At 62.7% G+C, this 25,386-nt stretch carries 20 protein-coding genes; 14 read left to right on the plus strand and 6 right to left on the minus strand.

From position 1 onward, the window contains the following. Window positions 1–3: 3 nt before the first annotated feature. From murD to lpxC, 9 genes are all read left to right on the plus strand, one after another. A complete protein-coding gene (murD, locus tag AD663_RS04430; RefSeq protein WP_053213334.1) occupies window positions 4–1,350 on the plus strand; it encodes a UDP-N-acetylmuramoyl-L-alanine--D-glutamate ligase in 1,347 nt (448 codons plus the stop codon). After that, window positions 1,347–2,564 carry a putative lipid II flippase FtsW gene (ftsW, locus tag AD663_RS04435; protein ID WP_003178227.1) on the plus strand — a complete coding sequence of 406 codons (1,218 nt, stop codon included), beginning with the start codon at window positions 1,347–1,349 and terminating at the stop codon, window positions 2,562–2,564. Before murD ends, ftsW begins: the two co-directional genes overlap by 4 nt. Beyond that, window positions 2,554–3,624 (plus strand): undecaprenyldiphospho-muramoylpentapeptide beta-N-acetylglucosaminyltransferase, encoded by a 1,071-nt coding sequence (murG, locus tag AD663_RS04440; protein ID WP_003178228.1) that lies wholly within the window; start codon window positions 2,554–2,556, stop codon window positions 3,622–3,624. The genes ftsW and murG overlap by 11 nt, the downstream gene beginning before the upstream one ends. Continuing rightward, window positions 3,617–5,077: a UDP-N-acetylmuramate--L-alanine ligase gene (gene murC / locus AD663_RS04445; RefSeq protein WP_003178230.1), complete on the plus strand. Its 1,461-nt coding sequence runs from the start codon at window positions 3,617–3,619 to the stop codon at window positions 5,075–5,077. Before murG ends, murC begins: the two co-directional genes overlap by 8 nt. Continuing rightward, window positions 5,074–6,039 carry a D-alanine--D-alanine ligase gene (locus AD663_RS04450; RefSeq protein ID WP_003178232.1) on the plus strand — a complete coding sequence of 322 codons (966 nt, stop codon included), beginning with the start codon at window positions 5,074–5,076 and terminating at the stop codon, window positions 6,037–6,039. The genes murC and AD663_RS04450 overlap by 4 nt, the downstream gene beginning before the upstream one ends. A 3-nt stretch (window positions 6,040–6,042) precedes the next feature. Continuing rightward, the gene (locus tag AD663_RS04455; RefSeq protein WP_033045919.1) at window positions 6,043–6,909 is read left to right on the plus strand and encodes a cell division protein FtsQ/DivIB; all 867 of its coding nucleotides are present in this window, start codon (window positions 6,043–6,045) and stop codon (window positions 6,907–6,909) included. A gap of 15 nt (window positions 6,910–6,924) precedes the next feature. Next, window positions 6,925–8,184, plus strand: coding sequence for a cell division protein FtsA (gene ftsA, locus AD663_RS04460; protein WP_003178237.1), 1,260 nt, complete (start codon window positions 6,925–6,927; stop codon window positions 8,182–8,184). Window positions 8,185–8,286: 102 nt separating this feature from the next. Further along, complete coding sequence (gene ftsZ / locus AD663_RS04465) at window positions 8,287–9,480, plus strand: cell division protein FtsZ (protein WP_003178239.1); 1,194 nt, start codon at window positions 8,287–8,289, stop codon at window positions 9,478–9,480. 112 nt (window positions 9,481–9,592) lie between these two features. Continuing rightward, a complete protein-coding gene (lpxC, locus tag AD663_RS04470; protein ID WP_003178240.1) occupies window positions 9,593–10,504 on the plus strand; it encodes a UDP-3-O-acyl-N-acetylglucosamine deacetylase in 912 nt (303 codons plus the stop codon). A gap of 214 nt (window positions 10,505–10,718) precedes the next feature. Here the strand turns inward: lpxC and AD663_RS04475 are convergent, their stop codons facing one another. From AD663_RS04475 to AD663_RS04495, 5 genes are all read right to left on the minus strand, one after another. Further along, window positions 10,719–12,203, minus strand: coding sequence for a sensor domain-containing diguanylate cyclase (locus AD663_RS04475; protein WP_003178241.1), 1,485 nt, complete (start codon window positions 12,201–12,203; stop codon window positions 10,719–10,721). A gap of 245 nt (window positions 12,204–12,448) precedes the next feature. Beyond that, window positions 12,449–13,816 (minus strand): heavy metal sensor histidine kinase, encoded by a 1,368-nt coding sequence (locus tag AD663_RS04480; protein WP_053213335.1) that lies wholly within the window; start codon window positions 13,814–13,816, stop codon window positions 12,449–12,451. Further along, a complete protein-coding gene (locus AD663_RS04485; RefSeq protein ID WP_053213336.1) occupies window positions 13,803–14,486 on the minus strand; it encodes a heavy metal response regulator transcription factor in 684 nt (227 codons plus the stop codon). The genes AD663_RS04480 and AD663_RS04485 overlap by 14 nt, the downstream gene beginning before the upstream one ends. A gap of 9 nt (window positions 14,487–14,495) precedes the next feature. Further along, window positions 14,496–17,609, minus strand: coding sequence for a multidrug efflux RND transporter permease subunit (locus AD663_RS04490; RefSeq protein ID WP_053213337.1), 3,114 nt, complete (start codon window positions 17,607–17,609; stop codon window positions 14,496–14,498). Then, window positions 17,606–18,763: an efflux RND transporter periplasmic adaptor subunit gene (locus AD663_RS04495; RefSeq protein WP_003178249.1), complete on the minus strand. Its 1,158-nt coding sequence runs from the start codon at window positions 18,761–18,763 to the stop codon at window positions 17,606–17,608. Before AD663_RS04495 ends, AD663_RS04490 begins: the two co-directional genes overlap by 4 nt. 235 nt (window positions 18,764–18,998) lie before the next feature. On the opposite strand from AD663_RS04495, the gene AD663_RS04500 reads away from it, so the two are divergent. Then, window positions 18,999–19,256, plus strand: a complete 258-nt coding sequence (locus tag AD663_RS04500) for a hypothetical protein (RefSeq protein ID WP_053213338.1) — start codon at window positions 18,999–19,001, stop codon at window positions 19,254–19,256. Window positions 19,257–19,284: 28 nt separating this feature from the next. Here AD663_RS04500 and AD663_RS04505 read toward each other — a convergent pair whose 3' ends face one another. Next, entirely contained in the window at window positions 19,285–20,253 is a 969-nt protein-coding gene (locus tag AD663_RS04505) for a LysR family transcriptional regulator (protein WP_003178254.1), read from the minus strand. 310 nt (window positions 20,254–20,563) lie between these two features. Here AD663_RS04505 and AD663_RS04510 point away from each other — a divergent pair, with 310 nt between their 5' ends. Genes AD663_RS04510 through AD663_RS04525 form a run of 4 tightly spaced genes read left to right on the plus strand, consistent with a single transcriptional unit; the run spans window position 20,564 to window position 25,297 of the window. Continuing rightward, entirely contained in the window at window positions 20,564–22,039 is a 1,476-nt protein-coding gene (locus AD663_RS04510; RefSeq protein ID WP_053213339.1) for an efflux transporter outer membrane subunit, read from the plus strand. Between the two features lie 7 nt (window positions 22,040–22,046). Continuing rightward, window positions 22,047–24,239 (plus strand): FUSC family protein, encoded by a 2,193-nt coding sequence (locus tag AD663_RS04515; RefSeq protein WP_053213356.1) that lies wholly within the window; start codon window positions 22,047–22,049, stop codon window positions 24,237–24,239. Further along, the gene (locus tag AD663_RS04520) at window positions 24,229–24,429 is read left to right on the plus strand and encodes a DUF1656 domain-containing protein (RefSeq protein WP_003178261.1); all 201 of its coding nucleotides are present in this window, start codon (window positions 24,229–24,231) and stop codon (window positions 24,427–24,429) included. The genes AD663_RS04515 and AD663_RS04520 overlap by 11 nt, the downstream gene beginning before the upstream one ends. A gap of 10 nt (window positions 24,430–24,439) precedes the next feature. Continuing rightward, a complete protein-coding gene (locus AD663_RS04525) occupies window positions 24,440–25,297 on the plus strand; it encodes an HlyD family secretion protein (RefSeq protein WP_053213340.1) in 858 nt (285 codons plus the stop codon). Window positions 25,298–25,386: the final 89 nt, after the last annotated feature.

Genomic DNA, 25,386 nt, shown 5'->3' on the forward strand with positions numbered 1-25,386 from the left:
CGAGTGTCCCTGATCGCTTCTGACCACTTCCGCATCGTTGTCGGCCTCGGCAAGAGCGGCATGTCCCTGGTTCGCTTCCTGGCGAACCGGGGCGTGTCGTTTGCCGTGGCCGATACGCGGGAAAATCCTCCTGAGCTGGCCACGCTGCGGCGTGACTATCCACAGGTGGACGTGCGTTGTGGCGAGCTGGACGTCGAGTTCCTGTGTCGCGCCGATGAGCTCTACGTGAGCCCTGGCCTGGCCCTGGCGACCCCGGCCCTGCAGGCGGCGGCTGCCCGTGGCGTGAAACTGTCCGGCGACATCGAGCTGTTTGCGCGTAACGCCAAGGCACCGATCATTGCCATCAGCGGCTCCAATGCGAAAAGCACGGTCACCACCCTGGTGGGCGAGATGGCGGCAGCGGCTGGCAAGCGTGTCGCCGTGGGCGGTAACCTCGGCACTCCGGCGCTGGACCTGCTCAGTGACGACGTCGAGCTGTACGTGATGGAACTGTCGAGCTTCCAACTCGAAACCACCGACCAGTTGAATGCCGAAGTGGCAACCGTGCTCAACATCAGCGAAGACCACATGGACCGCTACAGCGGCCTGCCGGCTTATCACCTGGCCAAGCACCGGATCTTCCGGGGCGCCCGGCAAGTGGTGTTCAACCGTCAGGACGCGCTGACCCGTCCGCTGATCGGCGAAGGGCTGCCGTACTGGACCTTCGGCCTCGGTGTTCCGGATTTCAAAGGCTTCGGTTTGCGCGAAGAGAACGGCGAGAAATACCTGGCCTTCGAATTCCAGAACCTGATGCCGGTGCGCGAATTGAAAGTCCGTGGTGCTCACAACCAGGCCAATTCCCTGGCGGCCCTGGCCTTGGGCCACGCGGTCGGCCTGCCGTTCGAGGCGATGCTGTCGGCATTGCGTAACTTTGCCGGCCTGGAACACCGTTGCCAGTGGGTGCGCGACCTCGATGGCGTGGCCTGGTACAACGATTCCAAGGCCACCAATGTTGGTGCCGCGCTGGCCGCCATTGAAGGGTTGGGGGCGGATATCGAGGGCAAACTCGTGCTGATCGCCGGCGGCGACGGCAAAGGGGCAGACTTCAAGGACCTGCGCGATCCGGTGGCGGCCAACTGCCGTGCCGTGGTGTTGATGGGCCGCGACCGCGAACTGATCGCCCAGGCACTCGGCGATGCCGTGCCGCTGATTCGGGTCGCTTCGCTGGACGAAGCGGTGCAGCAGTGCCGCGCCCTTGCTCAACCGGGCGACGCAGTCCTGTTGTCGCCGGCCTGTGCCAGCTTCGACATGTTCAAGAATTACGAAGAACGTGGGCAGTTGTTCGCCCGGGCCGCGGAGGACTTGGCATGAGCCTGATGAACATCATCAAGCCGTACCCGTCGCCGCTGATCACCGGGCGCGGCATCGACCTGGACTTCCCGATGCTCGCCGGCTGCCTGGCATTGTTGGGCCTGGGCCTGGTGATGATCACGTCGGCGTCGTCGGAAGTGGCCGCCGTGCAGTCGGGCAACACGCTTTATCACATGATCCGCCACCTGGTTTACCTGGTGATCGGCCTGGGGGCGTGCATTGTCACCATGATGGTGCCGATCGCCACCTGGCAACGCTTGGGCTGGTTGATGCTGATCGGCGCCTTCGGCTTGCTGGTGATGGTGCTGTTGCCGGGGATCGGTCGCGAGGTCAACGGCTCGATGCGCTGGATCGGCTTCAGCTTCTTCAACGTGCAGCCGTCGGAAATCGCCAAGGTGTTCGTGGTGATCTACCTCGCCGGTTATCTGGTGCGTCGCCAGAAAGAAGTGCGCGAGAGCTGGATGGGCTTTTTCAAACCGTTCATCGTGTTGCTGCCGATGGCCGGGCTGCTGCTGATGGAGCCGGACTTCGGTGCCACGGTGGTAATGATGGGCGCGGCGGCGGCGATGCTGTTCCTGGGCGGCGTCGGGTTGTTCCGTTTCACCCTGATGGTGGCGCTGGCAGTGGCGGCCGTGACGGTGCTGGTGCAGGCGCAACCTTATCGGATGGCGCGACTGATCACCTTTACCGATCCGTGGGCCGACCAATTCGGTTCCGGCTATCAATTGACCCAGGCGTTGATCGCCTTCGGTCGCGGCGAATGGCTGGGTGTGGGCCTGGGCAACAGCGTGCAGAAGCAGTTCTACCTGCCCGAAGCGCACACCGACTTCGTGTTCTCGGTCCTGGCCGAAGAACTGGGTGTGGTGGGCTCGTTGTGCACCGTTGCCTTGTTCGTATTCGTCTGCGTGCGCGGCATGTACATCGGCTTGTGGGCCGAGAAGGCCAAGCAATTTTTTGCCGCCTACGTGGCCTACGGCTTGTCGTTCCTGTGGATCGGTCAGTTCTTGATCAACATCGGCGTGAACGTCGGCCTGTTGCCGACCAAGGGCCTGACACTGCCGTTCCTCAGTTATGGCGGCAGCTCCCTGGTGATCTGCTGTGCCTGCCTCGGCTTGCTGCTGCGCATCGAATGGGAGAGTCGAACCCACCTGGGCAGCGAAGAGATGGAATTCCAGGAAAGCGACTTCGCCGAGGAGCCGACCCATGGGCGCTAATGTGCTGATCATGGCCGGCGGTACCGGCGGGCATGTGTTCCCGGCGCTGGCTTGTGCCCGGGAATTCCAGGCGCGCGGCTACACCGTGCACTGGCTGGGTACGCCACGGGGCATCGAGAACGAACTGGTGCCCGGCGCCGGCCTGGAGCTGCATCGGATCGATGCAAGCGGCCTGCGCGGCAAGGGCAAGCTGTCGTTGCTCAAGGCGCCGCTGATGCTGCTCAAGTCGATCTGGCAGGCGCGGGCGATCATCCGTCGGTTGCGGCCGGTCTGTGTGGTCGGGTTTGGCGGTTATGTGACCGGTCCTGGTGGTGTCGCGGCAAAACTGGCCGGTGTGCCGGTGATCGTTCACGAGCAGAACGCCGTGGCCGGTACCGCCAATCGGTTACTGGTGCCGTTGGCCGCTCGGGTCTGTGAAGCCTTTCCCGACACCTTTACCCTGTCGGGCAGCCGCCGCACCACCGGTAACCCGGTGCGCAACGAGCTGTTCCTGGATACACCGCGCCCGGCCCTGGCCGGACGCAAAGCGCGTTTGCTGATCCTCGGTGGAAGCCTGGGAGCAGAGCCGTTGAACAAATTGCTGCCCGAAGCCTTGTCGCAGGTCGCCACCGAACTGCGCCCGGAGGTGTTTCACCAGGCCGGCAAAAACCACGATGAAGTGACTGCCGAGCGCTACCGCGCCGCCGGTGTCGAGGCGCAGGTGCAGCCGTTCATCAAAGACATGGCCCAAGCCTATGGCTGGGCCGACCTGGTGATCTGCCGCGCAGGCGCGCTGACCATCAGTGAACTGGCTGCCGCCGGTCTGCCCTCGATGCTGGTGCCTCTGCCCCACGCCATTGACGATCACCAGACCCGCAATGCCGATTATTTGGCCCGTGAAGGCGCTGCCTTCCTGATGCCGCAAAGAACGACTGGCGCTGCGGATCTTGCCGCCCGCCTGACAGAGGTTTTGATGCAGCCGCAACGACTTGAAGACATGGCTCGCGCCGCGCGCCGCCTGGCCAAACCCGATGCCACGGCCCAAGTGGTCGATACCTGCCTGGAGGTGGCCCATGGTTGAGAATCGCAAAGCCATGCCCCAACCGGAAATGCGCCGTATCCGCCGCATCCACTTCGTCGGTATCGGCGGCGTGGGCATGTGCGGGATCGCCGAAGTGCTGCTGAACCTGGGTTACCAGGTCTCGGGTTCCGACCTGAAGGCATCCCCGGTTACCGAGCGCCTGGAGTCCTTCGGCGCACAGATCTTTATCGGCCACCGTGCCGAGAACGCCGCCAATGCCGATGTGCTGGTGGTTTCCAGCGCCGTGAACACCTCCAACCCGGAAGTCGCCACCGCCCTGGAGCGTCGCATTCCCGTGGTCCCGCGCGCCGAGATGCTGGCCGAACTGATGCGCTACCGCCACGGCATCGCCGTCGCCGGTACTCACGGCAAGACCACCACCACCAGCCTGATCGCCTCGGTGTTTGCCGCCGGTGGCCTGGACCCGACGTTCGTCATCGGTGGCCGTCTGAATGCCGCTGGCACCAATGCCCAGTTGGGCACCAGTCGCTACCTGATCGCCGAAGCCGACGAGAGCGATGCGAGCTTCCTGCACCTGCAACCGCTGGTGGCCGTGGTGACCAACATCGACGCCGACCACATGGCGACCTACGACGGTGACTTCAACAAGCTGAAGAAAACCTTCGTCGAGTTCCTGCACAACCTGCCGTTCTACGGTTTGGCGGTGGTATGCCTGGACGATCCGGTGGTGCGCGAAATCCTGCCGCTGATCAAGCGTCCGACCGTGACCTATGGCTTTGGCGAAGATGTCGACGTGCGCGCCATCAACGTACGCCAGCAGGGCATGCAGACCTTCTTTACCGTGCTGCGCCCTGATCGCGAGCCGCTGGATGTGTCGGTGAACATGCCCGGCAACCACAACGTCCTCAACGCGCTGGCGACCATTTGCATTGCCACCGACGAAGGCGTCGGCGACGACGCCATCGTCCAGGGCCTGTCCGGGTTCCAGGGCGTAGGCCGACGCTTCCAGGTCTACGGCGAACTGCCGGTGGACGGCGGCAACGTGATGCTGGTGGACGACTACGGCCATCACCCGACCGAAGTCGCGGCTGTGATCAAGGCCGTGCGCGGCGGTTGGCCGGAGCGGCGCCTGGTGATGGTCTACCAACCACACCGCTATAGCCGCACCCGCGACCTGTACGACGATTTCGTCCAGGTGCTGGCGGACGCCAACGTATTGCTGCTGATGGAAGTCTATCCGGCCGGCGAAGAGCCGATCCCGGGTGCCGACAGTCGTCAGCTATGCCACAGCATTCGCCAACGCGGACAGTTGGACCCGATCTACATCGAGCGCGGCGTGGACCTCGCACCGCTGGTCAAGCCGTTGCTGCGCGCCGGTGACATCTTGCTGTGCCAGGGTGCCGGCGACATCGGAGGCCTGGCCCCGAAACTGTTGAAAAGTCCGTTATTCGCTGGGGCAATCGTGGCTTCCAGCGAGGGGAAACTGAAATGACTGCTGCCTACGCCAATCTGGTCTCGACCATAGAGCCGAAAGCCTTCGGTCGTGTTGCCGTGCTGTTCGGCGGCAAGAGCGCCGAGCGCGAGGTGTCCCTCAAGTCCGGCAACGCCGTGTTGCAAGCCCTGCAAAGCGCCGGTGTCGACGCCTTCGGCATCGATGTGGGCGACGATTTCCTGCAGCGGCTGCTGAGCGAAAAAATCGACCGCGCCTTCATCATTCTTCATGGTCGCGGCGGTGAAGACGGCAGCATGCAAGGCCTGCTCGAATGCCTGGGCATTCCCTACACCGGCAGCGGCATCCTCGCGTCTGCCTTGGCCATGGACAAGTTGCGCACCAAGCAGGTCTGGCACAGCCTCGGTATTCCGACGCCGCGTCACGCTGTTTTGGCGAGCGAGGCCGATTGTATTTCGGCGGCGACGGAACTGGGGTTTCCTTTGATCGTCAAACCGGCCCATGAAGGTTCAAGTATCGGCATGGCGAAAGTGAATTCGCTGCCTGAGTTGACCGCGGCATGGAAAGACGCCAGTTCCTACGATTCGCAAGTGTTGGTCGAGCAATGGATCACCGGTCCCGAGTTCACCATCGCCACCCTGCGTGACCAGGTGTTGCCCCCGATTGCCCTGGGCACGCCCCACACGTTCTACGACTACGACGCCAAATACATCGCCAACGATACCCAGTACCGCATTCCCTGCGGGCTGGACGCCGCCAAGGAAAAACAACTGATGGACCTCACGGCCAAGGCCTGTGAGGCGCTGGGTATTGCCGGTTGGGGCCGGGCGGACGTGATGCAGGATGCCGACGGGCAGTTCTGGTTCCTGGAAGTCAACACCGCGCCGGGCATGACCGATCACAGCCTGGTGCCAATGGCGGCCCGTGCTGCCGGCCTGGATTTCCAGCAACTGGTGTTGTCGATCCTGGCGGCCAGTGTCGGCCATCAAGAGCCAAGAGGTTAAGCCATGCAAGGCGCATCGCTTCGTCATCAGCCCACCGCACCCGGCCGCAAGCCGGTGCCGCGGGGTGCCAGCCGGATGGTGGCCAAGGAGCCGATGTCGGCGCGCCTGCCGAAAGCCAATTTTGGTTTTCTCAAGAGCCTGTTCTGGCCGGTACTGCTGGTGGTGTTGGGGTTCGGTACGTATGAAGGCGCACAACGGCTGCTGCCTTATGCCGACCGGCCGATTGCCCGGATCAACGTGCAGGGCGACTTGAGCTATATCAGCCAGCAAGCGGTGCAGCAGCGGATCGCCCCCTACGTGGCGTCGAGCTTCTTCACCATTGACCTGGCGGCCATGCGCACCGAACTGGAACAGATGCCCTGGATCGCCCATGCCGAAGTACGGCGGGTATGGCCAGACCAGGTGTCTATTCGCCTGGAAGAGCAACTGCCAGTGGCCCGTTGGGGCGACGAGTCGTTGCTGAACAACCAGGGCCAGGCGTTCACGCCGCGGGAACTGGCGAACTACGAACATTTGCCACAACTGTTCGGTCCTCAGCGGGCCCAGCAGCAAGTGATGCAGCAATACCAGGTGTTGAGTCAGATGTTGCGGCCTCTGGGCTTCTCCATCGCGCGCCTGGAATTGCGTGAGCGCGGCAGCTGGTTCCTGACCACTGGCGCGGGCAGCTCGGGACCGGGCATCGAGCTGCTGCTCGGTCGCGGCAACCTGGTTGAAAAGATGCGCCGCTTCATCGCCATCTATGACAAGACGCTCAAAGAACAGATTACGAACATTGCGCGCATCGATCTGCGCTACGCCAACGGCCTCGCTGTTGGCTGGCGCGAACCTGTAGCGCCGACGACGGCCGCACCCGCCGTCGCGAAGAATTAAGAAGAGGCAGGACCCATGGCAAACGTGCAAAGCGGAAAAATGATCGTCGGTCTGGATATCGGCACTTCCAAGGTGGTAGCGCTGGTAGGCGAAGTCGCGGACGACGGCACGCTGGTCATCGTCGGGATCGGTACGCACCCGTCCCGCGGCTTGAAAAAAGGCGTGGTGGTGAACATCGAGTCCACCGTGCAATCGATCCAGCGCGCCATCGAAGAAGCGCAGCTGATGGCCGGTTGCCGGATCCACTCGGCGTTCGTCGGCGTGGCGGGCAATCACATCCGCAGCCTCAACTCCCACGGCATCGTGGCGATTCGTGATCGCGAAGTCAGCTCCGCCGACCTCGAACGCGTGCTCGACGCGGCCCAGGCCGTAGCGATCCCGGCCGACCAGCGTGTGCTGCACACCCTGCCGCAGGATTACGTGATCGATAACCAGGAAGGCGTGCGTGAGCCCCTGGGCATGTCCGGCGTGCGCCTGGAAGCCAAGGTCCACGTGGTCACCTGTGCCGTGAACGCGGCACAGAACATTGAAAAATGCGTGCGCCGCTGCGGCCTGGAAATCGACGACATCATCCTTGAGCAACTGGCCTCGGCCTACTCGGTGCTGACCGACGACGAGAAAGAGCTGGGCGTGTGCCTGGTGGACATCGGCGGCGGCACCACCGACATCGCGATCTTCACCGAAGGCGCCATTCGCCACACGGCGGTGATCCCGATTGCCGGCGACCAGGTGACCAACGACATCGCCATGGCGCTGCGCACCCCGACCCAGTACGCCGAGGAAATCAAGATCCGCTACGCCTGCGCCCTGGCGAAACTGGCCGGTGCCGGTGAAACCATCAAGGTGCCAAGCGTCGGCGACCGTCCACCGCGCGAACTGTCCCGCCAGGCCCTGGCCGAAGTGGTCGAGCCGCGCTACGACGAATTGTTCACGCTGATCCAGGCCGAGCTGCGTCGCAGCGGCTACGAAGACCTGATCCCGGCCGGCATCGTGCTGACCGGCGGTACGTCGAAGATGGAAGGCGCGGTCGAGCTGGCCGAAGAGATTTTCCACATGCCGGTGCGCCTGGGCGTGCCCCATGGCGTCAAGGGCCTGGATGACGTGGTTCGCAACCCGATCTATTCCACTGGCGTGGGCCTGTTGATGTACGGCCTGCAAAAGCAGTCCGACGGGATTTCGTTCTCAGGCATCGGCAGCCGCGACAGCTACAGCAACGACGAGCCGAAGGCGCCGCTGTTCGAGCGGCTCCAGGCTTGGGTGAAAGGCAATTTTTAACACAGGTTCAAAGCTTCGAGCGGCAAGTTTCAGGCTTGGCGCTGGAAGGCGGTAAAAAACGCAGTAGGCGAAAAAAAACTAGAGAATGTAAGGAGAGGGAAAATGTTTGAACTCGTAGACAACATCCCCGCTAGCCCGGTTATCAAAGTAATCGGAGTCGGCGGTGGCGGCGGCAACGCTGTCAACCACATGGTCAAGAGCAACATTGAAGGCGTTGAATTCATCTGCGCCAACACTGATGCCCAGGCACTGAAATCCATCGGCGCGCGGACCATCCTGCAACTGGGCACTGGCGTAACCAAAGGCCTGGGCGCCGGCGCCAACCCTGAAGTCGGTCGTCAGGCCGCTCTCGAAGACCGTGAGCGCATTGCCGAAGTCCTTCAGGGCACCAACATGGTGTTCATCACGACGGGCATGGGCGGCGGTACCGGTACCGGTGCGGCGCCGATCATTGCCGAAGTGGCCAAGGAAATGGGGATCCTCACCGTTGCGGTGGTGACTCGTCCGTTCCCGTTCGAAGGCCGCAAGCGCATGCAGATTGCCGACGAAGGTATCCGTCTGCTGTCTGAAAGCGTTGACTCGTTGATCACCATCCCCAACGAGAAGCTGCTGACCATCCTCGGTAAAGACGCGAGCCTCCTGTCGGCTTTCGCCAAGGCTGACGATGTACTGGCCGGTGCCGTTCGCGGTATCTCCGACATCATCAAGCGTCCGGGCATGATCAACGTCGACTTTGCCGACGTACGGACAGTCATGAGCGAAATGGGCATGGCGATGATGGGCACTGGCTGCGCCAGCGGTCCGAACCGTGCACGCGAGGCCACCGAAGCGGCCATTCGCAACCCATTGCTCGAAGACGTGAACCTGCAAGGCGCACGCGGCATCCTGGTGAATATCACCGCCGGTCCTGACCTGTCCCTGGGTGAGTACTCCGACGTGGGTAGCATCATTGAAGCCTTCGCTTCCGAGCACGCGATGGTCAAGGTCGGTACCGTTATCGATCCAGACATGCGCGATGAGCTGCACGTCACCGTGGTTGCCACCGGTCTGGGCGCGAAAATCGAGAAGCCTGTGAAGGTCATCGACAATACCGTTCACACCTCCATGGCTTCGCAACCGCAACAACAAGTGTCTGCCCGTCAGGAAGCGCCTGCGGTGAACTACCGTGACCTGGACCGTCCGACCGTCATGCGCAACCAGGCCCAGGCCGGTGCTGCGACTGCCGCGAAGATGAATCCACAAGACGATCTGGATTACCTGGACATCCCGGCATTCCTGCGTCGTCAGGCCGATTGATGGAATGTATCAGGGGGATACGGGTGATTGGTGTTCAGCAAAGGTCTGGTCTGCTATCATCGCCAGCCTTTGTTGATACCAGTTCGCAATTTGCGCTGAAGCGGCCCATGCCATGATTAAACAACGCACCCTGAAGAATATTATCCGTGCCACAGGTGTCGGCTTGCACTCCGGCGAGAAGGTCTACCTGACCCTCAAGCCCGCGCCTATCGATACCGGCATTGTGTTTTGTCGTGCCGACCTCGACCCTGTGGTGCAGATCCCTGCTCGCGCGGAAAACGTTGGTGAAACCACTATGTCGACCACGTTGGTCAACGGTGACACCAAAGTGGATACGGTGGAGCATTTGCTCTCGGCCATGGCTGGCCTGGGCATCGATAACGCCTACGTCGAGCTCTCCGCGTCCGAAGTCCCGATCATGGATGGCAGTGCCGGACCCTTCGTATTCCTGATTCAATCGGCTGGCCTGGAAGAGCAGGACGCTGCCAAGAAGTTCATCCGTATCCTGCGGGAAGTGACAGTGGAAGATGGCGACAAGCGCGCCACTTTTGTCCCTTTCGAAGGTTTCAAGGTGAGCTTCGAGATCGATTTCGATCACCCGGTTTTCCGTGACCGCACCCAGAGTGCAAGCGTGGATTTTTCCAGCACTTCGTTCGTAAAAGAAGTCAGCCGCGCCCGTACCTTTGGTTTCATGAGTGACATCGAGTATCTGCGCAAGCACAACCTCGCACTCGGCGGCAGTGTTGAAAACGCGATCGTGGTCGATTCCGATGGTGTTTTGAACGAAGACGGCCTTCGTTATGAAGACGAATTCGTCAAGCACAAGATCCTCGATGCAATCGGCGACCTCTACCTGCTGGGCAATAGCCTGATTGGTGAGTTCAAGGGCTTCAAGTCCGGCCATGCACTGAACAACCAGCTGCTGCGCAAGTTGATTGAGCAGAAAGACGCTTGGGAAGTCGTGACGTTCGAAGACGCCAGCACCGCACCAATCTCTTACATGCGCCCTGTCGCGGCCGTGTAAGCAAAAAACCTCTCTAGTTTTTTAAGGGCTGCCTTCGGGTGGCCCTTTTTTATGAGCGCGATTCCTCGGAGTGATGCACTTGTGGCGAGGGAGCTTGCTCCCGCTGGGGCGCGCAGCGGCCCTGAGACTTGGCGCTGCGGTGTATTGGGGCTGCTACGCAGCCCAGCGGGAGCAAGCTCCCTCGCCACGGAGGTGGTGGCGGTTGTAACGGCTGCTACATCGCACAAACCACCCGATTACGCCCACTGGCCTTGGCCTGGTACAGCGCCTTGTCGGCGGCGTGCAGCAATTGTTCCAGTTCGCCGTACGGGCCTTGAACCCACGTGGCGATGCCGATGCTGACAGTCATCGGCACGTCCCCCGGCAACTGTTCCACGGCTTCGCGAATATTCTGGGCCATGGTGAAGGCGCCTGCGGTAGTCGTCTCTGGCAGCACCACCGAGAATTCTTCACCGCCGTAGCGCGCGGCAAGGTCAGCGGGGCGCCGGACATGTTCGCCGATCAACTGCGCCAGGGCTCGCAGGGCCTCATCCCCCCGCTGGTGGCCATGGCGATCGTTGAACGCCTTGAAGTGATCGGCATCGATCATCAGGACAGACAGCGGTTGGCCCGAGCGTTGGGCTCGTAGCCATTCCTGTTGCAGCATCTGGTCCAGTGTTCGCCGGTTGGCCAACCCTGTCAGCGAGTCGATTGAAGCCAGTTGCGCCAATTCCCGCTCGGCATTGTGGCGGCGTCTCAATTCGCGGCGCAGCAGCCAGGTGAGCCAGAGCAAACTGATGCACAGCGCGCCCGTGGCGCCGCTGACCAGTAATGCCGTGCGTTTCCAGGATGCAAATACCTCTTGGGAGGAGAGCGCCACCACGACGATCAGTGGCAGGTTGCCGACCTGGGAAAAAGTGTACAGGCGCTGCGTCTGGTCGACGCTGGATATGCCGGTAAAGCTGCCGTTGCCTTCGTGCAGGATGCGCACGAAGTTTGGTCGGCTGCTGAAATCCTTGCCAATCATGTCTTCGGCCAAGGGTGGTTCTTGTGCCAATAGAATACCGTCGCGGCTGACCAGGTTGACCGTCCCGCCGTGGCCGATGTTCAGGCTCTTGAACAGTTGGCTGAAGTAGCTCAGGCGCATCGCGGCCTCGGCCACGCCCAGGAAGTCACCCTGCTCGTCGCTCAGTCGGTAGCTGAAACTGATGCGCCAGTCCTGGGCGATACTTCTGGAGCGGAACGGGCGGCTGATCATCATGCCCGGCTTGGGATCCTGGAGGTGGGACTGGAAATATTCGCGATCGGCGTAGTTGCCTTTGCGCGGTTCGATCGAGGCGGAATCGGCAATCACATCGCCGCGCTTATCGAGCAGCAGTATGTCGCCTTTATAAGGCGCCGCCGTGGCGCGGTCGAACAGGGCCAGATGGCGAATCGTCGGCGAAACATCCTTGAGGTCGTCACGTTTTGCGGTAGCGATCAGGCCTTGCAGCGACAGGTCGTAGAGTTCGACGTTGCGCAGCACGTCGGCGTCGATCAGTTGCACGATGTTGGTTGCCGCCCGTGTCGCCGCTTGCTGGGCACTGGCGTGCTCGCGAATCAGCAAGAAGGTCACGATGCCCAGGATGGCGATGACGACCAATGAACTGGCCAGTACGAGTACCCGTTCCGAGCGTATCGAAGAGGGGGGATTGCGGGGTGTCGCACTGCTCGCGCTCATGGTTCCGATGTCTGCATTGTCGTGTGGCTGGGATCCGTCCCAAAAGCGGGCATCACTGGGAGTGAGCCAGATACTGGCCTTTTGCTGAATTGTGCTTGGATCGGTGCAAGCGGGCAATCAATGTTCGCGCAATGACCTATAGGAGCGAGGCAAGGCCGTTGGATTCCGATTCTGCTCCAGTTGGCTTTCGCCCAGCATTCAATGGGCTGGAAAATTCGCCAGGGAGGCAGCGTGGGGCGAATGCGTCAGGCCGGTAAACGGATCCCGAAGGTATTGGCGCCATGGTCACTGCGCACGAACACATCTCCACCGTGCATCAGTGCTATCGCCTTGACGATGGCCAGCCCCAAGCCGTGGTTGGCGCCGCTGTTGCTGCGCGAGGCGTCCACCCGATAGAAGCGTTCGAACAGGCGCGGCAGGTGTTCGCCGGCGATCGGTTCGCCGGGGTTGGTAACGGCGAGGATGATCTGGTCGCCAAGGGCTTCGATGCGCACGTCGATCACCTGGCCTGGGGCGGTGTGCTGCACGGCGTTGCTCAGGAGGTTGATCAACGCGCGACGCAGGTGGGCGATCTCGATGTTGGCCCTGGCGTCGCCGCTGACCCGGACTTGGACCTGGGCGTCTTCGAGGATGAAATCCAGGTAGTCGAGGGTGGTTGCCACTTCACCGGCCAGGGACGTGCTGGTCAGCTTGGTGGCCTTGCTGCCCTGGTCGGCACTGGCCAGGAACAGCATGTCGTTGATGATCGAGCGCAGTCGTTCCAACTCTTCGAGGTTGGATTGCAGGACCTCGAAGTAGTGTTCGGCCGACCGCCCACGGGTCAGCGCCACCTGGGTCTGGCCGATGAGGTTGGTCAGGGGCGAGCGCAGTTCATGGGCAACATCGGCATTGAACGATTCGAGCCGCGAATAGGCCTGCTCGACCCGGTCGAGGGTGGCGTTGAAGGAACTGACGAACTGGCTGAGTTCCGGCGGCAGCGGCGTCAGTTGCAAGCGCCCGGACAGACGAGGAGGGGCCAGGCGCTGGGCTTCGTCGGAGAGTTTTATCAGGGGCTTGAGGCCGATTTTCGCCACCCAATAGCCCAGCAACGAAGCCAGCAGCACCCCGACAATCGCCAGGCTCACCAGGGCCACCAGCAGACGGTGCTGGGTCTGGTAGAAGGTCTCGGTGTCGATGCCGATCATGAAACGCAGCGGCGGACGATGGTCCTTGGCCGGGAACTGGCTCACCAGCACTTTCATTGGATAGTGCCGATGGGGCAGCTTCAGGTCGCGTTTACCCAGCGGCCCTTGGGCAAAGGCGCGGATCCGTGCATCGGGATTGCCGTATTCAAAGTGCGGATCACCGCTGACGATCCAGAAATGGATGCGTTTGTCTTCCTCGCCCAGCAGGCGCAGTTTGTTATTGATCTTGACCCAGTGCTCAGCCGTGCCGTAACGGCCAACGGTGGATTCCAGGACGCTGTAGCGGGCATCGAGCTCGGCTTCGGGCAGCAGGCCAAGGCCCTTGACGACCTGCTGGTACAAGGCGCCGCCAATCAACAGGAATACCAGCGCCGCCACCAGCGTGAACATGCCACTCAGGCGCAGGGCGATGCTGTTAGGGTTGGTCATCGCTTCGACTCTCCAGCACGTAGCCCATCCCGCGGATGGTGTGCAGCAGCTTCTGTTCGAACGGCCCGTCGAGCTTGGCCCGCAGGCGCTTGATTGCCACTTCCACGACGTTGGCGTCGCTGTCGAAATTGATGTCCCAGACCATTTCGGCAATGGCGGTCTTCGACAGGATCTCGCCCTGGCGGCGCGCCAGCACGCTGAGCAGAGAGAACTCCTTGGCCGTCAGGTCCAGGCGCTGGCCGGCGCGGGTGGCCTTGCGGCTGATCAGGTCGATCCACAGGTCGGCGATGCTCACCAGCACCGGTTCGTGGCCGCCACTGCGACGGGTCAGGGCCTGCAGGCGGGCCACCAGTTCCAGGAAGGAGAATGGCTTGCCAAGGTAATCGTCGGCGCCGTCGCGCAGGCCCTTGATGCGGTCTTCGACCCGTTCCCGGGCGGTGAGCATGATCACCGGTGTCTGCTTGCGCGCGCGCAGGGCTCGCAGCACGCCGAAGCCGTCCAGGCCCGGCAGCATCACGTCGAGCACGATCACTGCGTAATCGCTTTCCAGGGCCAGGTGCAGGCCCTCGATACCGTCTGGCGCAACGTCCACGGTATAGCCCTGTTCGGTCAGGCCGCGGTGCAGGTAGTCCGCGGTTTTTTCTTCGTCTTCGATGATCAGAACGCGCATGGCCCCGCCTCAGTCTGTGGTCGTCTGTGCCATGGCCGGCGCGGATCCGGGCGAATGGGCGGGCCGATGAAACAGGCGCTCCAGCCACAAGTATATGACCGGTGTGGTGAACAGCGTCAGCGCCTGGCTCACCAGCAGGCCGCCGACCACCGCGATGCCCAACGGCTGGCGCAGCTCCGCGCCAGGGCCATAGCCGAGCATCAGCGGCAGGGCACCGAGCAGGGCGGCCAGGGTGGTCATCATGATCGGGCGGAACCTGGTCAGGCAGGCCTGGAAAATTGCCTCCTGGGGCGCCATTGCACCGTTGCGCTGGGCGTCGAGGGCGAAGTCGATCATCAGGATGCCGTTCTTCTTGACGATGCCGATCAGCAGGACCAGCCCGATCAGCGCCATGATCGAAAAATCCTGGCCCAGCAACCACAGCATGATCAAGGCGCCAAGACCGGCCGAAGGCAAGGTGGAAATGATCGTCAATGGATGCACGAAACTCTCGTAGAGCACACCGAGGATGATGTACACCGCCACCAGCGCGGCGAGGATCAGCCACGGCTGGCTGGCAAGAGAACTCTGGAATGCCTGGGCCGCGCCCTGGAAGTTACCGGTGATGGCGGCCGGCATGCCGATCTCGTTCTTCGCCTGGTCGAGGATGCGCACCGCATCGCCCAGGGCCACGCCGGGCGCCAGGTTGAACGACAGGTTCGCAGCCGGGAACATGCCATCGTGGGCGATGGACAACGGGCCGTTGCTCGGGGTATCGAATCGGGCCAGGGCCGAGAGCGGCACCATTTCCCCGCTCAGGGGCGAGCGCAGGTAGAAATACGCCAGGCTTTGCGCCTTGCCCCGTTGCGCGGTGTCGAGTTCCAGGATCACGTTGTACTGGTTGGTCTCGGTCTGGAATTCATTGATCTGCCGCTGGCCGAAAGCGTCATAAAGGGCCTGGTCGACATCGGTGGCGGTGAGGCCGAAGCGTGCCGCCGCGCTGCGGTCGATGTTGATGTGGGTGACGCTGCCGCCCAGTTGCAAGTCGTTGGAAATATCACGGAACGCCGGATTGCCCCGCAACTTGTCGGTGAGTTTCTGCGCCCAGGCGTTGAGGCTCGGCCCGTCGTTGCTCTTGAGCACGTATTGATACTGGGCGCGGCTGGGGCCGGAACTGAGGTTGATGTCCTGCCCAGCGCGCAGGTACAGCACCACGCCGGGGATCTTCAGCAGTTTCGGGCGGATCCGGTCGATGAAGCCGCTGGCCGATACGTCACGTTCGCCCCGGGGCTTGAGGGCGATCCAGAAACGGCCGTTGGCGATGGTCTGGTTGTTGCCCGAAACACCCACGGAGTGGGAAAAGGTCTGCACCGCCGGGTCGGCGGCGACGATCTCGGCCAGGGCCTTGTGCTTGGCCACCATGTCCGGGAACGACACATCCGCCGCCGCTTCGCTGGTACCCAGCACCAGGCCGGTGTCCTGTACCGGGAAAAAACCCTTGGGAATGAACACGTAGCCCACCACCGCCAGCGCCAGGGTCAGGCCGAACACGCCGATCATCAACTTTTGATGGGCCAGTGCCCGGCGCAGGCCGCGTTCATACCAGCCGAGCAGGCGTTCGCCAAACCCTGCCTTGCCGTGGGTGTGATGCACCGGGGCGCGCATGAACAACGCGGCCAGGGTCGGTGCCAGCGTGAGGGACACCACCACTGAAATCAGAATGGTCGAGGTGGCGGTCAGGGCAAATTCCTTGAACAGGCGACCCACCACGCCACCCATGAACAGCAGCGGAATGAACGCTGCCACCAGGGAGAAACTGATGGAGACGACGGTGAAGCCGATCTCGCCGGCCCCCTTGATCGCCGCTTCACGCATGCCGTCGCCGGCCTCCAGGTGCCGGTGGATGTTCTCCACCACCACAATCGCATCGTCCACCACGAACCCCACCGAGATGACGATCGCCACCAGGGTCAGGTTGTTGAGGCTGAAGCCCATCACGTACATCAGCGCGAAACTGGCGGTCAGCGACACCCCCAATACCGCCGAGACGATCAAGGTCGCAGAGAGCTGGCGCAGGAACAGCGCCATGACCGCCACCACCAGCATCACGGCAATCAGCAAGGTGATCTCGACCTCGTGCAACGAGGCGCGGATGGTCTGGGTGCGGTCGATCAGCACCTTGACCTGCACGGCGGCAGGCAACATGGCTTGCAAGGTGGGCAAGGCCGCCTGGACACGGTCGACGGTTTCGACGATGTTCGCCCCTGGTTGGCGGAAGATCACCAGGTTGACCCCTGGTTCGTTGTCGGACCAGGCCTGGACGTAGGCGTTTTCCGAGCCGTTGACGACTTTGGCGATGTCCCTGAGCTGGACCGGCGCCCCGTTCCTGTACGACACGATCAGGTCGCCGTATTCCTCAGGCTGGAACAACTGGTCGTTGGTGGACAGGGTGGAAACACTCGACTCGCCGTACAGCGCGCCCTTGGCCAGGTTGAGGCTGGCTTGCTGCAGCGCCACGCGGATGTCGGCCAGTGTCAGGCCGATGGCGGCGAGCCGGTCAGCGGAGGCCTGGACGCGGATCGCCGGACGCTGCTGGCCGGTAATGTAGATCTGGCCTACGCCATCGATCTGGCTGATCTGGCGAGAAAGCAAGGTCTCGACGTAGTCGCTCAGCTCCGTGCCGGGCATCAGGGTCGAGCTGATGCTGAGGATCAGCACGGGGCTGTCGGCTGGGTTGACCTTGCGCCAGGTCGGCAGGTTCGGCATATCGCTGGGCAGTTTGCCGGCGGCGGTATTGATCGCCGCCTGCACTTCCTGGGCGGCGGTGTCGATGCTTTTGTCGAGGCTGAATTGCAGGATCAGGTTGGTCGAGCCCAACGCACTGCTGGAAGTCATCTGGGTGATGCCGGGGATGGCGCTGAATTGCACTTCCAGCGGTGTCGCCACCGACGACGCCATGGTTTCGGGGCTGGCGCCGGGTAATTGGGCATTGACCTGGATAGTCGGGAATTCAGCTTCCGGCAACGGCGCCACGGGCAGGCGAGGAAACGCGATCGATCCCAGCAGGACCAGGGCGAAGGTCAGCAGAACCGTGGCGATGGGGTGATCGATGCACCACGCCGAAATCGAACCGCGGCCCTTCATGGTTGCGGCTCCGAGGTCTTGGCCAGGGCTGGCGGGTCACTGAGCACCTGGATGCTGGTACCCGGCTTGAGCCGTGACTGGCCGTCGCTTACCAACTGGTCGCCGGCATTCACCCCTTTGACGATGTGGATGTCGCTGTCCTGGTAAACAATCGTCACCGGGACGCTTTCGACCTTGTCGCCCTTGACCCGGTACACGAAGGCTTGCTCCAGGCCACGCTGGACGACGGTCGGAGGCACCACCAGCGCGTCCTTGTCGAGGGCGGTCTGGATCTTGAGTGTCACCAACTGCCCGGGCCATAGCCGTTGCGCGGCGTTGTCGAATTCCGCCTTGGCCCGCAGGGTGCCGGTGTTGGCGTTGATCTGGTTGTCGATCAGGCTCAGGCGCCCTTCGGCAAGCGCTTCCCCGGTGGCGCCCTCGGCGCCGATATAGGCCTTGACCAAGGCTTGCTCGGGGGCGGCGATCAATCGCTGCAACGTAGGCAACATTTGCTGGGGCAGGGAGAACTCCACGGCGATCGGGTCGATCTGGGTCACACTGAAGAGGCCTTCGGCATCGCTGGTGCGCAGGAAATTGCCTTCGTCCACATTGCGAATACCAACGCGACCGGTCACCGGAGAGCGGATCTGGGTGTAGGACAACTGCACCTGTGCCGAGTCGATGGCTGCCTGATTGCCTTGGACGGTGGCCTTGAGTTGGTTGACCAATGCCTGTTGCTGGTCGTAGGTCTGCTTCGACACGCCGTCGTCGACACTCAGTAGTTTGTAGCGCTTGAGATTGACTTGGGCCACCGCCAGTTGTGCCTGGCTCTCGCCGAGCTGGGCTCGGGCCTGGTCGAGGCTGGCGCGGATCGAGCGGTCGTCGATGGTCGCCAGCAAATCACCCTTTTTGACCAGTTGCCCTTCCTTGATCAACAGTTTGGTGAGGATGCCGTCGATTTGTGGGCGGATCACCACGCTGTGCAGCGACAGCACCGTGCCAATCCCGCTGGCGAAGCGCGGCACATCCTTTTGCACCACGCTGACGACCCGTACCGGAACGGCGGCGGGAGCGCCGGGCTTGGCGGTGACCGGCTTCATGACAAACCAGAGGACGAGGGCCGCCAGGGCGACCAGCAGTGCGACGAGCAGGACAGTTTTCTTCTGGATGCGCATGGATATGAAGGGCCGGTTCGGGACTCAGGATTTATAGCTTTCTTATATAGCGTTGCGAGCCGGTCAGGAAGGTGACGGCTAACTGTCAGGCTTGTCAGTTTCGTCTCGGTTGATGGTCGGATGAATCGTTGTTGCGCATCAATCTGCCCGCGCACTGCGATAACGGGCAGGTATACTGGCGCCTTTCACGGCTCGCCCTGCGGACCGACTTGCACGCATTACCCCGGAGCTTTACATGAATTCCCCGATACCTTCGCCTGCGGACGAGCTCCCGGGCGGCGAACAGGCCGGCCTGCCCGACAGTGACGCTTCCAGCACCGAGAGCGGCAACGCGGCAATACCTGCGTTCAAGTTCCCGTTCAAGCCCGGCGAGCTGGCCTCGGCCAAAGGCGCCGCGCAGCAACCGTGGTACAAGAACGGCGCAAAGAACGGCCATACCAAGACCCCAGGCGCCGCGCCTCCCGGCACACGCCGCTCGATGGGCAAGCGCTGACACTCATTCCCCGAGCACGGCGGCGGCTTCAGTTCGCTGCCCGTGCCCCCGCCAGGCTTCCACTCAGTTCATAGGCCGTCAGCTCGGCCTGGTGCGCCGCCAGGATCTCCGGCAATGAGCCTCGCAGGTACTCGACCCAGGTCTTGATCTTCGCATCCAGGTATTGGCGCGAAGGGTAGATTGCATAGAGGTTGAGTTCCTGGGAGCGGTAGTTGGGCATGACCCGCACCAGCGTGCCGTTGCGCAAGCCTTCGATGGCGGCGTACACCGGCAATACCCCCACGCCCATGCCGCTGGTGATCGCGGTTTTCATCGCATCGGCAGAGTTCACCAAGAACGGTGAGCTGTTGATAGTGACCATCTCCTGGCCTTCCGGGCCGTCGAACACCCATTTTTCCAGCGGAATGACCGGGCTGACCAGGCGCAGGCAGGCGTGGTTGAGCAGGTCGCTGGGCTTTTGCGGGCAGCCGCTGGCTTTCACGTAGGCAGGTGAAGCGCAGACGATGCTGTAGGTGATGCCCAGGCGCTGGGAGACGAAGCCCGAGTCTGGCAACTCGCTGGCAAGCACGATGGAGACGTCGTAGCCCTCATCCAGGATGTCCGGTACGCGGTTGGCCAGGGTCAGGTCGAAGGTCACATCCGGGTGGGTCTTGCGGTAGCGGGCGATGGCGTCGATCACGAAATGCTGGCCAATGCCGGTCATCGTATGGACTTTCAACTGCCCGGCGGGGCGGGCATGGGCATCGCTGGCCTCGGCTTCGGCTTCCTCGACATACGCCAGGATCTGCTCGCAGCGCAGCAAGTAGCGTTTACCGGCCTCGGTCAAGGCAATGCGGCGGGTCGTGCGGTTGAGCAGGCGCGTTTGCAGATGGGCTTCCAGGTTGGAAACCGCACGCGAGACATTGGCGGTCGTGGTGTCCAGTTGCACGGCGGCGGCGGTGAAGCTGCCGGCTTCGGCAACGCAGCTGAACGCGCGCATGTTTTGCAAGGTGTCCATGAAGGGCTCTCTTGGGAGGTGGCAAATTGTGACATGAAGTTACAGAGCTGCGGGACCCCGACTAATGGATTATCGCGTTTACGGTAACAAAGATTCGCAGAAAGGTCGGCTTATCGCCGTTGGGGGCGATGCCTAGAATTGCCGCCACTGTGACGCAGGTTCGTTCTGATGTCTGGCGCAGAACTTGTGGAAGCGGGCTTGCTCGCGAAGGCGATGGACCTGGCCACGACGATGTTGAATGTTAGTTCGTCTTCGCGAGCAAGCCCGCTCCCACAGGATGTTCGTTTTCTCTCCTAGGAATTTTGCGCAAGTGCCGCGTTGCATCAGCAGAGAGCTGAAGACTCTCAGTGTTTGGGTTTTGACATTAACCATCAGCGGTTGCCTCGGCACAGGCGGGATCGCCCCGCAAGGCGAGGCGATGTCGGCCAATCAGTTGGCCACCGATGCCGCCATCCGCGAAGCCGCCCGCGACGCCCATTGGCCCACTCGCCAGTGGTGGCAAGCCTATGGCGACCGACAACTGGATCGCTGGATCGATCTGGCCGTGCAGGACAGTCCAAGCCTGGCCATGGCTGCGGCCCGAGTGCGTCAGGCCCGGGCACTGGCGGGTATCGCCGAGGCCGCCGAGTCGCTGCAGGTCAACGCCGAGTCGGCCCTCAAGCGCCACAACTGGCCCACCGATCAGTTCTATGGGCCTGGCGAGCTGGCCGACACCACCACCTGGGACAATAACGCAGGCCTGGGCTTGAGCTACGCCCTGGATCTATGGGGCCGTGAGCGCAACGCCAGCGAACGGGCCGTCGACCTGGCTCACGTCAGCGTTGCCGAGGCACGGCAGGCGCAACTGGAATTGCAGAACAACATCGTGCGCGCCTACATCCAGTTTTCGCTGCACTACGCCCAGCGCGATATTGTCGTCGCGACGCTTCGCCAGCAGGAACAGATCCTCGATCTGGCCCAAAAACGCCTGGACGGTGGCATCGGTACCCATTTCGAAGTCAGCCAGGCCCAGGCGCCGCTGCCCGAAACCCATCGGCAACTCGATGCCCTCGACGAAGCCATTGCCTTGAGTCGCAATCAATTGGCCGCGCTGGCCGGCAAGGGCCCGGGGGAGGGCGCGCGCTTGCAGCGTCCAACCCTGGCCCTCGGTGCGCCCTTGAAATTGCCGTCGGCCTTGCCCGCCGAACTGCTCGGCCAGCGTCCGGACGTGGTTGCCGGGCGTTGGCAGGTGGCGGCCCAGGCCCGCGGCATCGATGTGGCCCGCGCCGGCTTCTATCCCAACGTCGATCTGGTGGGGAGCTTGGGTTACATGGCCACCGGCGGTGGTGCGCTGGAGTTTTTGACCGGCAAGAAACTCACCTACAGCGTCGGGCCGGCCATCTCGCTACCGATCTTCGATGGCGGGCGCCTGCGCTCACAATTGGGGGAGGCGGCGGCCGGTTATGACGTCGCCGTGGCGCACTACAACCAGACGCTGGTAAACGCGCTCAAGGGCCTTTCCGATCAGTTGATCCGTCGCGAGTCCCTGGACAAGCAACAAGCCTTCGCCGCCGAATCGGTGGCCGCCGCGCAGCGCACCTATGACATCGCGCTGGTGGCGTTCCAGCGTGGGCTGACTGACTACCTCAACGTGCTCAACGCCCAAAGTCTCTTATTCAAGCAGCAACAAGTGCAACAGCAAGTGGAAGCGGCGCGCCTGACGGCCCATGCCGACCTGGTGACCGCGCTGGGCGGTGGGCTGGAGGCAGGCAGCGACAGTCCTGACCTGAGCCACAATGCTGAGTAGTCCCTTCATGACGTCTTTACTCGCCCCCGCATGCTGGTTGTATCGCCTTGAATGGCGCCGTGGCTTTTTCGAATGGGCGCGCAGCGATGGCGTGACCTGGGTCTACATGTTCAAGGTCCTGTTTGCCGCGTTCCTGACGCTGTGGCTGGCGATGCGCCTGGAGTTGCCGCAACCGCGCACGGCCATGATCACCGTGTTCATCGTGATGCAGCCCCAAAGTGGCCAAGTCTTCGCCAAGAGTTTCTATCGCTTGCTCGGTACCCTGGCCGGCTCGGCGGTGATGGTGGCGTTGATCGCCTTGTTCGCCCAGAACACCGAGCTGTTTCTTGGCTGCCTGGCGATCTGGGTCGGCATTTGTTCGGCGGGGGCGGCGCGCTATCGCAACTTTCGCGCCTATGGCTTCGTGCTGGCGGGCTATACCGCCGCGATGATCGGCCTGCCGGCCCTGGCCCATCCGGAAGGAGCGTTCATGGCGGCGGTCTGGCGGGTGCTGGAGATTTCCCTGGGGATTCTCTGCGCCACGTTGGTCAGCGCCGCGATCCTGCCGCAGACCGCCAGCGCTGCCATGCGCAATGCCTTGTACCAGCGCTTCGGGGTGTTTGCCCTGTTCGTCACTGACGGTCTGCGTGGACGCAGCAAGCGGGAGGCCTTCGAGGCCGGCAATGTGCGTTTCATCGCCGAAGCCGTCGGCCTGGAGAGCCTGCGCAGCGTGACGGTGTTCGAAGACCCGCACATGCGTCAACGCAACGGCCGACTCAGCCGCTTGAACAGCGAATTCATGGGTATTACTACCCGCTTCAACGCCTTGCACCAGTTGCTCGAGCGCTTGCGCAGCAGCGCGGCGGACCACGTAGTGAACGCCATCAAGCCGGGCCTGCAAACCCTGGCTGAATTGCTCGACGGTTTCAGCGCGCGAGCCCTGACCGATGCCGATGCGGCGCGCCTGGCGGCGGCGCTGGCCGACTACAAGGCCGATTTGCCGGCCCAGGTGCGAAGGCTGCGGGCGCTGTTCCAGGAAACCGCACCGAGCGATGACCAGCAACTGGATTTCCACACCGCCTACGAGTTGCTCTATCGCTTCGTCGACGACCTGCATGGCTACGCCCTGACTCACGCCTCCCTGGCCGACCATCGCCACGAACGCGAGCGCTGGGACGAACCGTTCGTACCACAGACCAATTGGCTGGCGGCGACCGCATCGGGGGTTCGGGCTGCCTTTATTTTGCTGGTCCTGGGCAGCTATTGGGTCGCTACGGCCTGGCCGAGCGGCGCAACCATGACGATGATCGCCGCCGCCACCGTGGGCTTGTCGGCCGCCACGCCGAACCCTAAGCGCATGGCCTTCCAGATGGCTTGCGGCACGCTGTTCGGGGCGTTGATCGGCTTCGTCGAGATGTTCTTCATCTTTCCGCTGATCGACGGTTTCCCGTTGCTCTGCGTGATGCTCGCGCCGGTCATCATGCTGGGGTCATTCCTCAGTTCGCGCGCGCAATATGCCGGGGTCGGGCTGGGGTTGCTGATCTTTTTCTGCACAGGTTCCGTGCCGGACAACCTGACGGTCTACAACCCCTACGCCTTCATCAACGACTACATCGCGATGATCCTCGGCATGCTGGTGTGCGCCGCTGCCGGGGCAATCATCCTGCCGCCCAACAGCCGCTGGATGTGGCACCGTCTGGAGCAGGATCTGCGCGAGCAAGTGGTGTTCGCCATCAGCGGCGGGCTCAAGGGCCTCGCTTCGGGTTTTGAAAGCCGCACCCGTGACTTGCTGCACCAGGCCTACGGGCTGGCGGCGGGCCAACCCCGGGTGCAGCGCGATCTCTTGCGCTGGATGTTCGTGGTGCTGGAAGTCGGCCACGCGATTATCGAGTTGCGCAAGGAACAGGCGATTCTGCCGGTGCATCCGGCTTATGCCGAAAGCCAGCCATGGCGCCAGGCGATCCGGGTGATGGGGCGCGCGCTGGTGCGGCTGTTCCGCCAGCCGGGCCAGAGCAATCTGGAGCGTGCGCTGGTGGCGGTGGATCACGCCATCAGCCGCGTGCAGGCCACCGACGAGCCCTTCGCCCCCCATTTCGACACTTCGGCCCTGCGCCGGGTGAAAAGTTACCTGCATTTCATCCGCACCTCGCTGCTCGACCCGCAATCACCCATGGCGGCCTATGCCAGGCCGCTGCTCCAGGAACCTGAACATGCCCCGTGAATTCGCCTTCCATGGCGTGTATATGCCCACCATGACCTTGATGTTTTTCATCGCGGCGGCCCTGGCCTGGGCCCTCGACCGCTTTCTCTCGGGGCTGGACCTGTACCGCTTTTTCTGGCACCCGGCGTTGCTGCGCCTGAGCTTGTTTACCTGTCTGTTCGGCGCCCTCGCGCTGACGGTCTACCGTTGAGAACGATGCGATGAAAAAGTTTTTCAGCCTCCTGGCGACGCTGTTAGTGCTGGCCCTGGCGCTGTGGATCGGCCGTACGTTGTGGGTGCACTACATGAACACGCCCTGGACCCGCGATGGCCGGGTGCGGGCCGACATCATCAACGTCGCCGCGGACGTCAGCGGCGAAGTGGTCGAGGTGCCGGTGCGGGATAACCAGACAGTGAAGAAGGGCGACTTGCTGATGCGCATCGACCCGGAGCACTACCGCATCGCGGTCAAGCAGGCGCGCTCCCTGGTGGCGTCGCGCAAGGCCACTTGGGAAATGCGCAAGGTCAATGCCCACCGTCGCGCAGACTTGGACAGCCTGGTGATCTCCCGGGAAAACCGCGACGACGCGAGCAACATCGCCGACTCGGCCCTGGCCGATTACCAGCAGGCCCAGGCGCAACTGGAGGCGGCCGAACTGAACCTCGCACGCACCGAAGTGCGCGCTGCGGTGGATGGCTACGTCACCAACCTCAACGTGCACCAGGGTGACTATGCCCGCATCGGCGAAGCGAAAATGGCGGTGGTCGACATGCATTCGTTCTGGGTCTACGGCTACTTCGAAGAAACCAAATTACCCAAGGTGCGGATCGGGGATGCGGCGCAGTTGCAATTGATGAGCGGTGAGTTACTCAAGGGCCATGTGGAAAGCATCTCCCGCGGCATCTACGACCGCGACAATCCCCAGAGCCGAGAGCTGGTCGCCGACGTCAACCCAACCTTCAACTGGGTGCGCCTGGCCCAGCGGGTGCCGGTGCGCATTCATCTGGATGAAGTGCCGGAAGATGTGCTGCTGGCGGCGGGGATGACCTGTACGGTGGTGGTCGAGCCGCGGGGTTAGCGCTCATACCATCAAACCCCTGTGGGAGCGGGCTTGCCGCGAAGGCGTCGGGACACTCGACATTGCTGCAAGCTGACACACCGCTTTCG

Origin of the sequence: Pseudomonas sp. Q12-87 (genome assembly GCF_001269755.1) — a bacterium.
In the GTDB taxonomy this organism is placed as follows: Bacteria; Pseudomonadota; Gammaproteobacteria; order Pseudomonadales; family Pseudomonadaceae; genus Aquipseudomonas; species Aquipseudomonas fluorescens_S.

What these genes read in the sequence shown, in the direction of transcription:
- murC (WP_003178230.1), top strand. Translation starts at nt 3,617, where the DNA reads ATGGTTGAGAATCGCAAAGCCATGCCCCAACCGGAAATGCGCCGTATC.
- ftsA (WP_003178237.1), top strand. Translation starts at nt 6,925, where the DNA reads ATGGCAAACGTGCAAAGCGGAAAAATGATCGTCGGTCTGGATATCGGC.
- AD663_RS04475 (WP_003178241.1), bottom strand. Translation starts at nt 12,203, where the DNA reads ATGAGCGCGAGCAGTGCGACACCCCGCAATCCCCCCTCTTCGATACGC.
- AD663_RS04485 (WP_053213336.1), bottom strand. Translation starts at nt 14,486, where the DNA reads ATGCGCGTTCTGATCATCGAAGACGAAGAAAAAACCGCGGACTACCTG.
- AD663_RS04500 (WP_053213338.1), top strand. Translation starts at nt 18,999, where the DNA reads ATGAATTCCCCGATACCTTCGCCTGCGGACGAGCTCCCGGGCGGCGAA.
- AD663_RS04480 (WP_053213335.1), bottom strand. Translation starts at nt 13,816, where the DNA reads ATGACCAACCCTAACAGCATCGCCCTGCGCCTGAGTGGCATGTTCACG.
- AD663_RS04525 (WP_053213340.1), top strand. Translation starts at nt 24,440, where the DNA reads ATGAAAAAGTTTTTCAGCCTCCTGGCGACGCTGTTAGTGCTGGCCCTG.
- AD663_RS04505 (WP_003178254.1), bottom strand. Translation starts at nt 20,253, where the DNA reads ATGGACACCTTGCAAAACATGCGCGCGTTCAGCTGCGTTGCCGAAGCC.
- ftsZ (WP_003178239.1), top strand. Translation starts at nt 8,287, where the DNA reads ATGTTTGAACTCGTAGACAACATCCCCGCTAGCCCGGTTATCAAAGTA.
- AD663_RS04450 (WP_003178232.1), top strand. Translation starts at nt 5,074, where the DNA reads ATGACTGCTGCCTACGCCAATCTGGTCTCGACCATAGAGCCGAAAGCC.
- AD663_RS04495 (WP_003178249.1), bottom strand. Translation starts at nt 18,763, where the DNA reads ATGCGCATCCAGAAGAAAACTGTCCTGCTCGTCGCACTGCTGGTCGCC.
- AD663_RS04490 (WP_053213337.1), bottom strand. Translation starts at nt 17,609, where the DNA reads ATGAAGGGCCGCGGTTCGATTTCGGCGTGGTGCATCGATCACCCCATC.
- murG (WP_003178228.1), top strand. Translation starts at nt 2,554, where the DNA reads ATGGGCGCTAATGTGCTGATCATGGCCGGCGGTACCGGCGGGCATGTG.
- lpxC (WP_003178240.1), top strand. Translation starts at nt 9,593, where the DNA reads ATGATTAAACAACGCACCCTGAAGAATATTATCCGTGCCACAGGTGTC.
- ftsW (WP_003178227.1), top strand. Translation starts at nt 1,347, where the DNA reads ATGAGCCTGATGAACATCATCAAGCCGTACCCGTCGCCGCTGATCACC.
- AD663_RS04515 (WP_053213356.1), top strand. Translation starts at nt 22,047, where the DNA reads ATGACGTCTTTACTCGCCCCCGCATGCTGGTTGTATCGCCTTGAATGG.
- AD663_RS04520 (WP_003178261.1), top strand. Translation starts at nt 24,229, where the DNA reads ATGCCCCGTGAATTCGCCTTCCATGGCGTGTATATGCCCACCATGACC.
- AD663_RS04455 (WP_033045919.1), top strand. Translation starts at nt 6,043, where the DNA reads ATGCAAGGCGCATCGCTTCGTCATCAGCCCACCGCACCCGGCCGCAAG.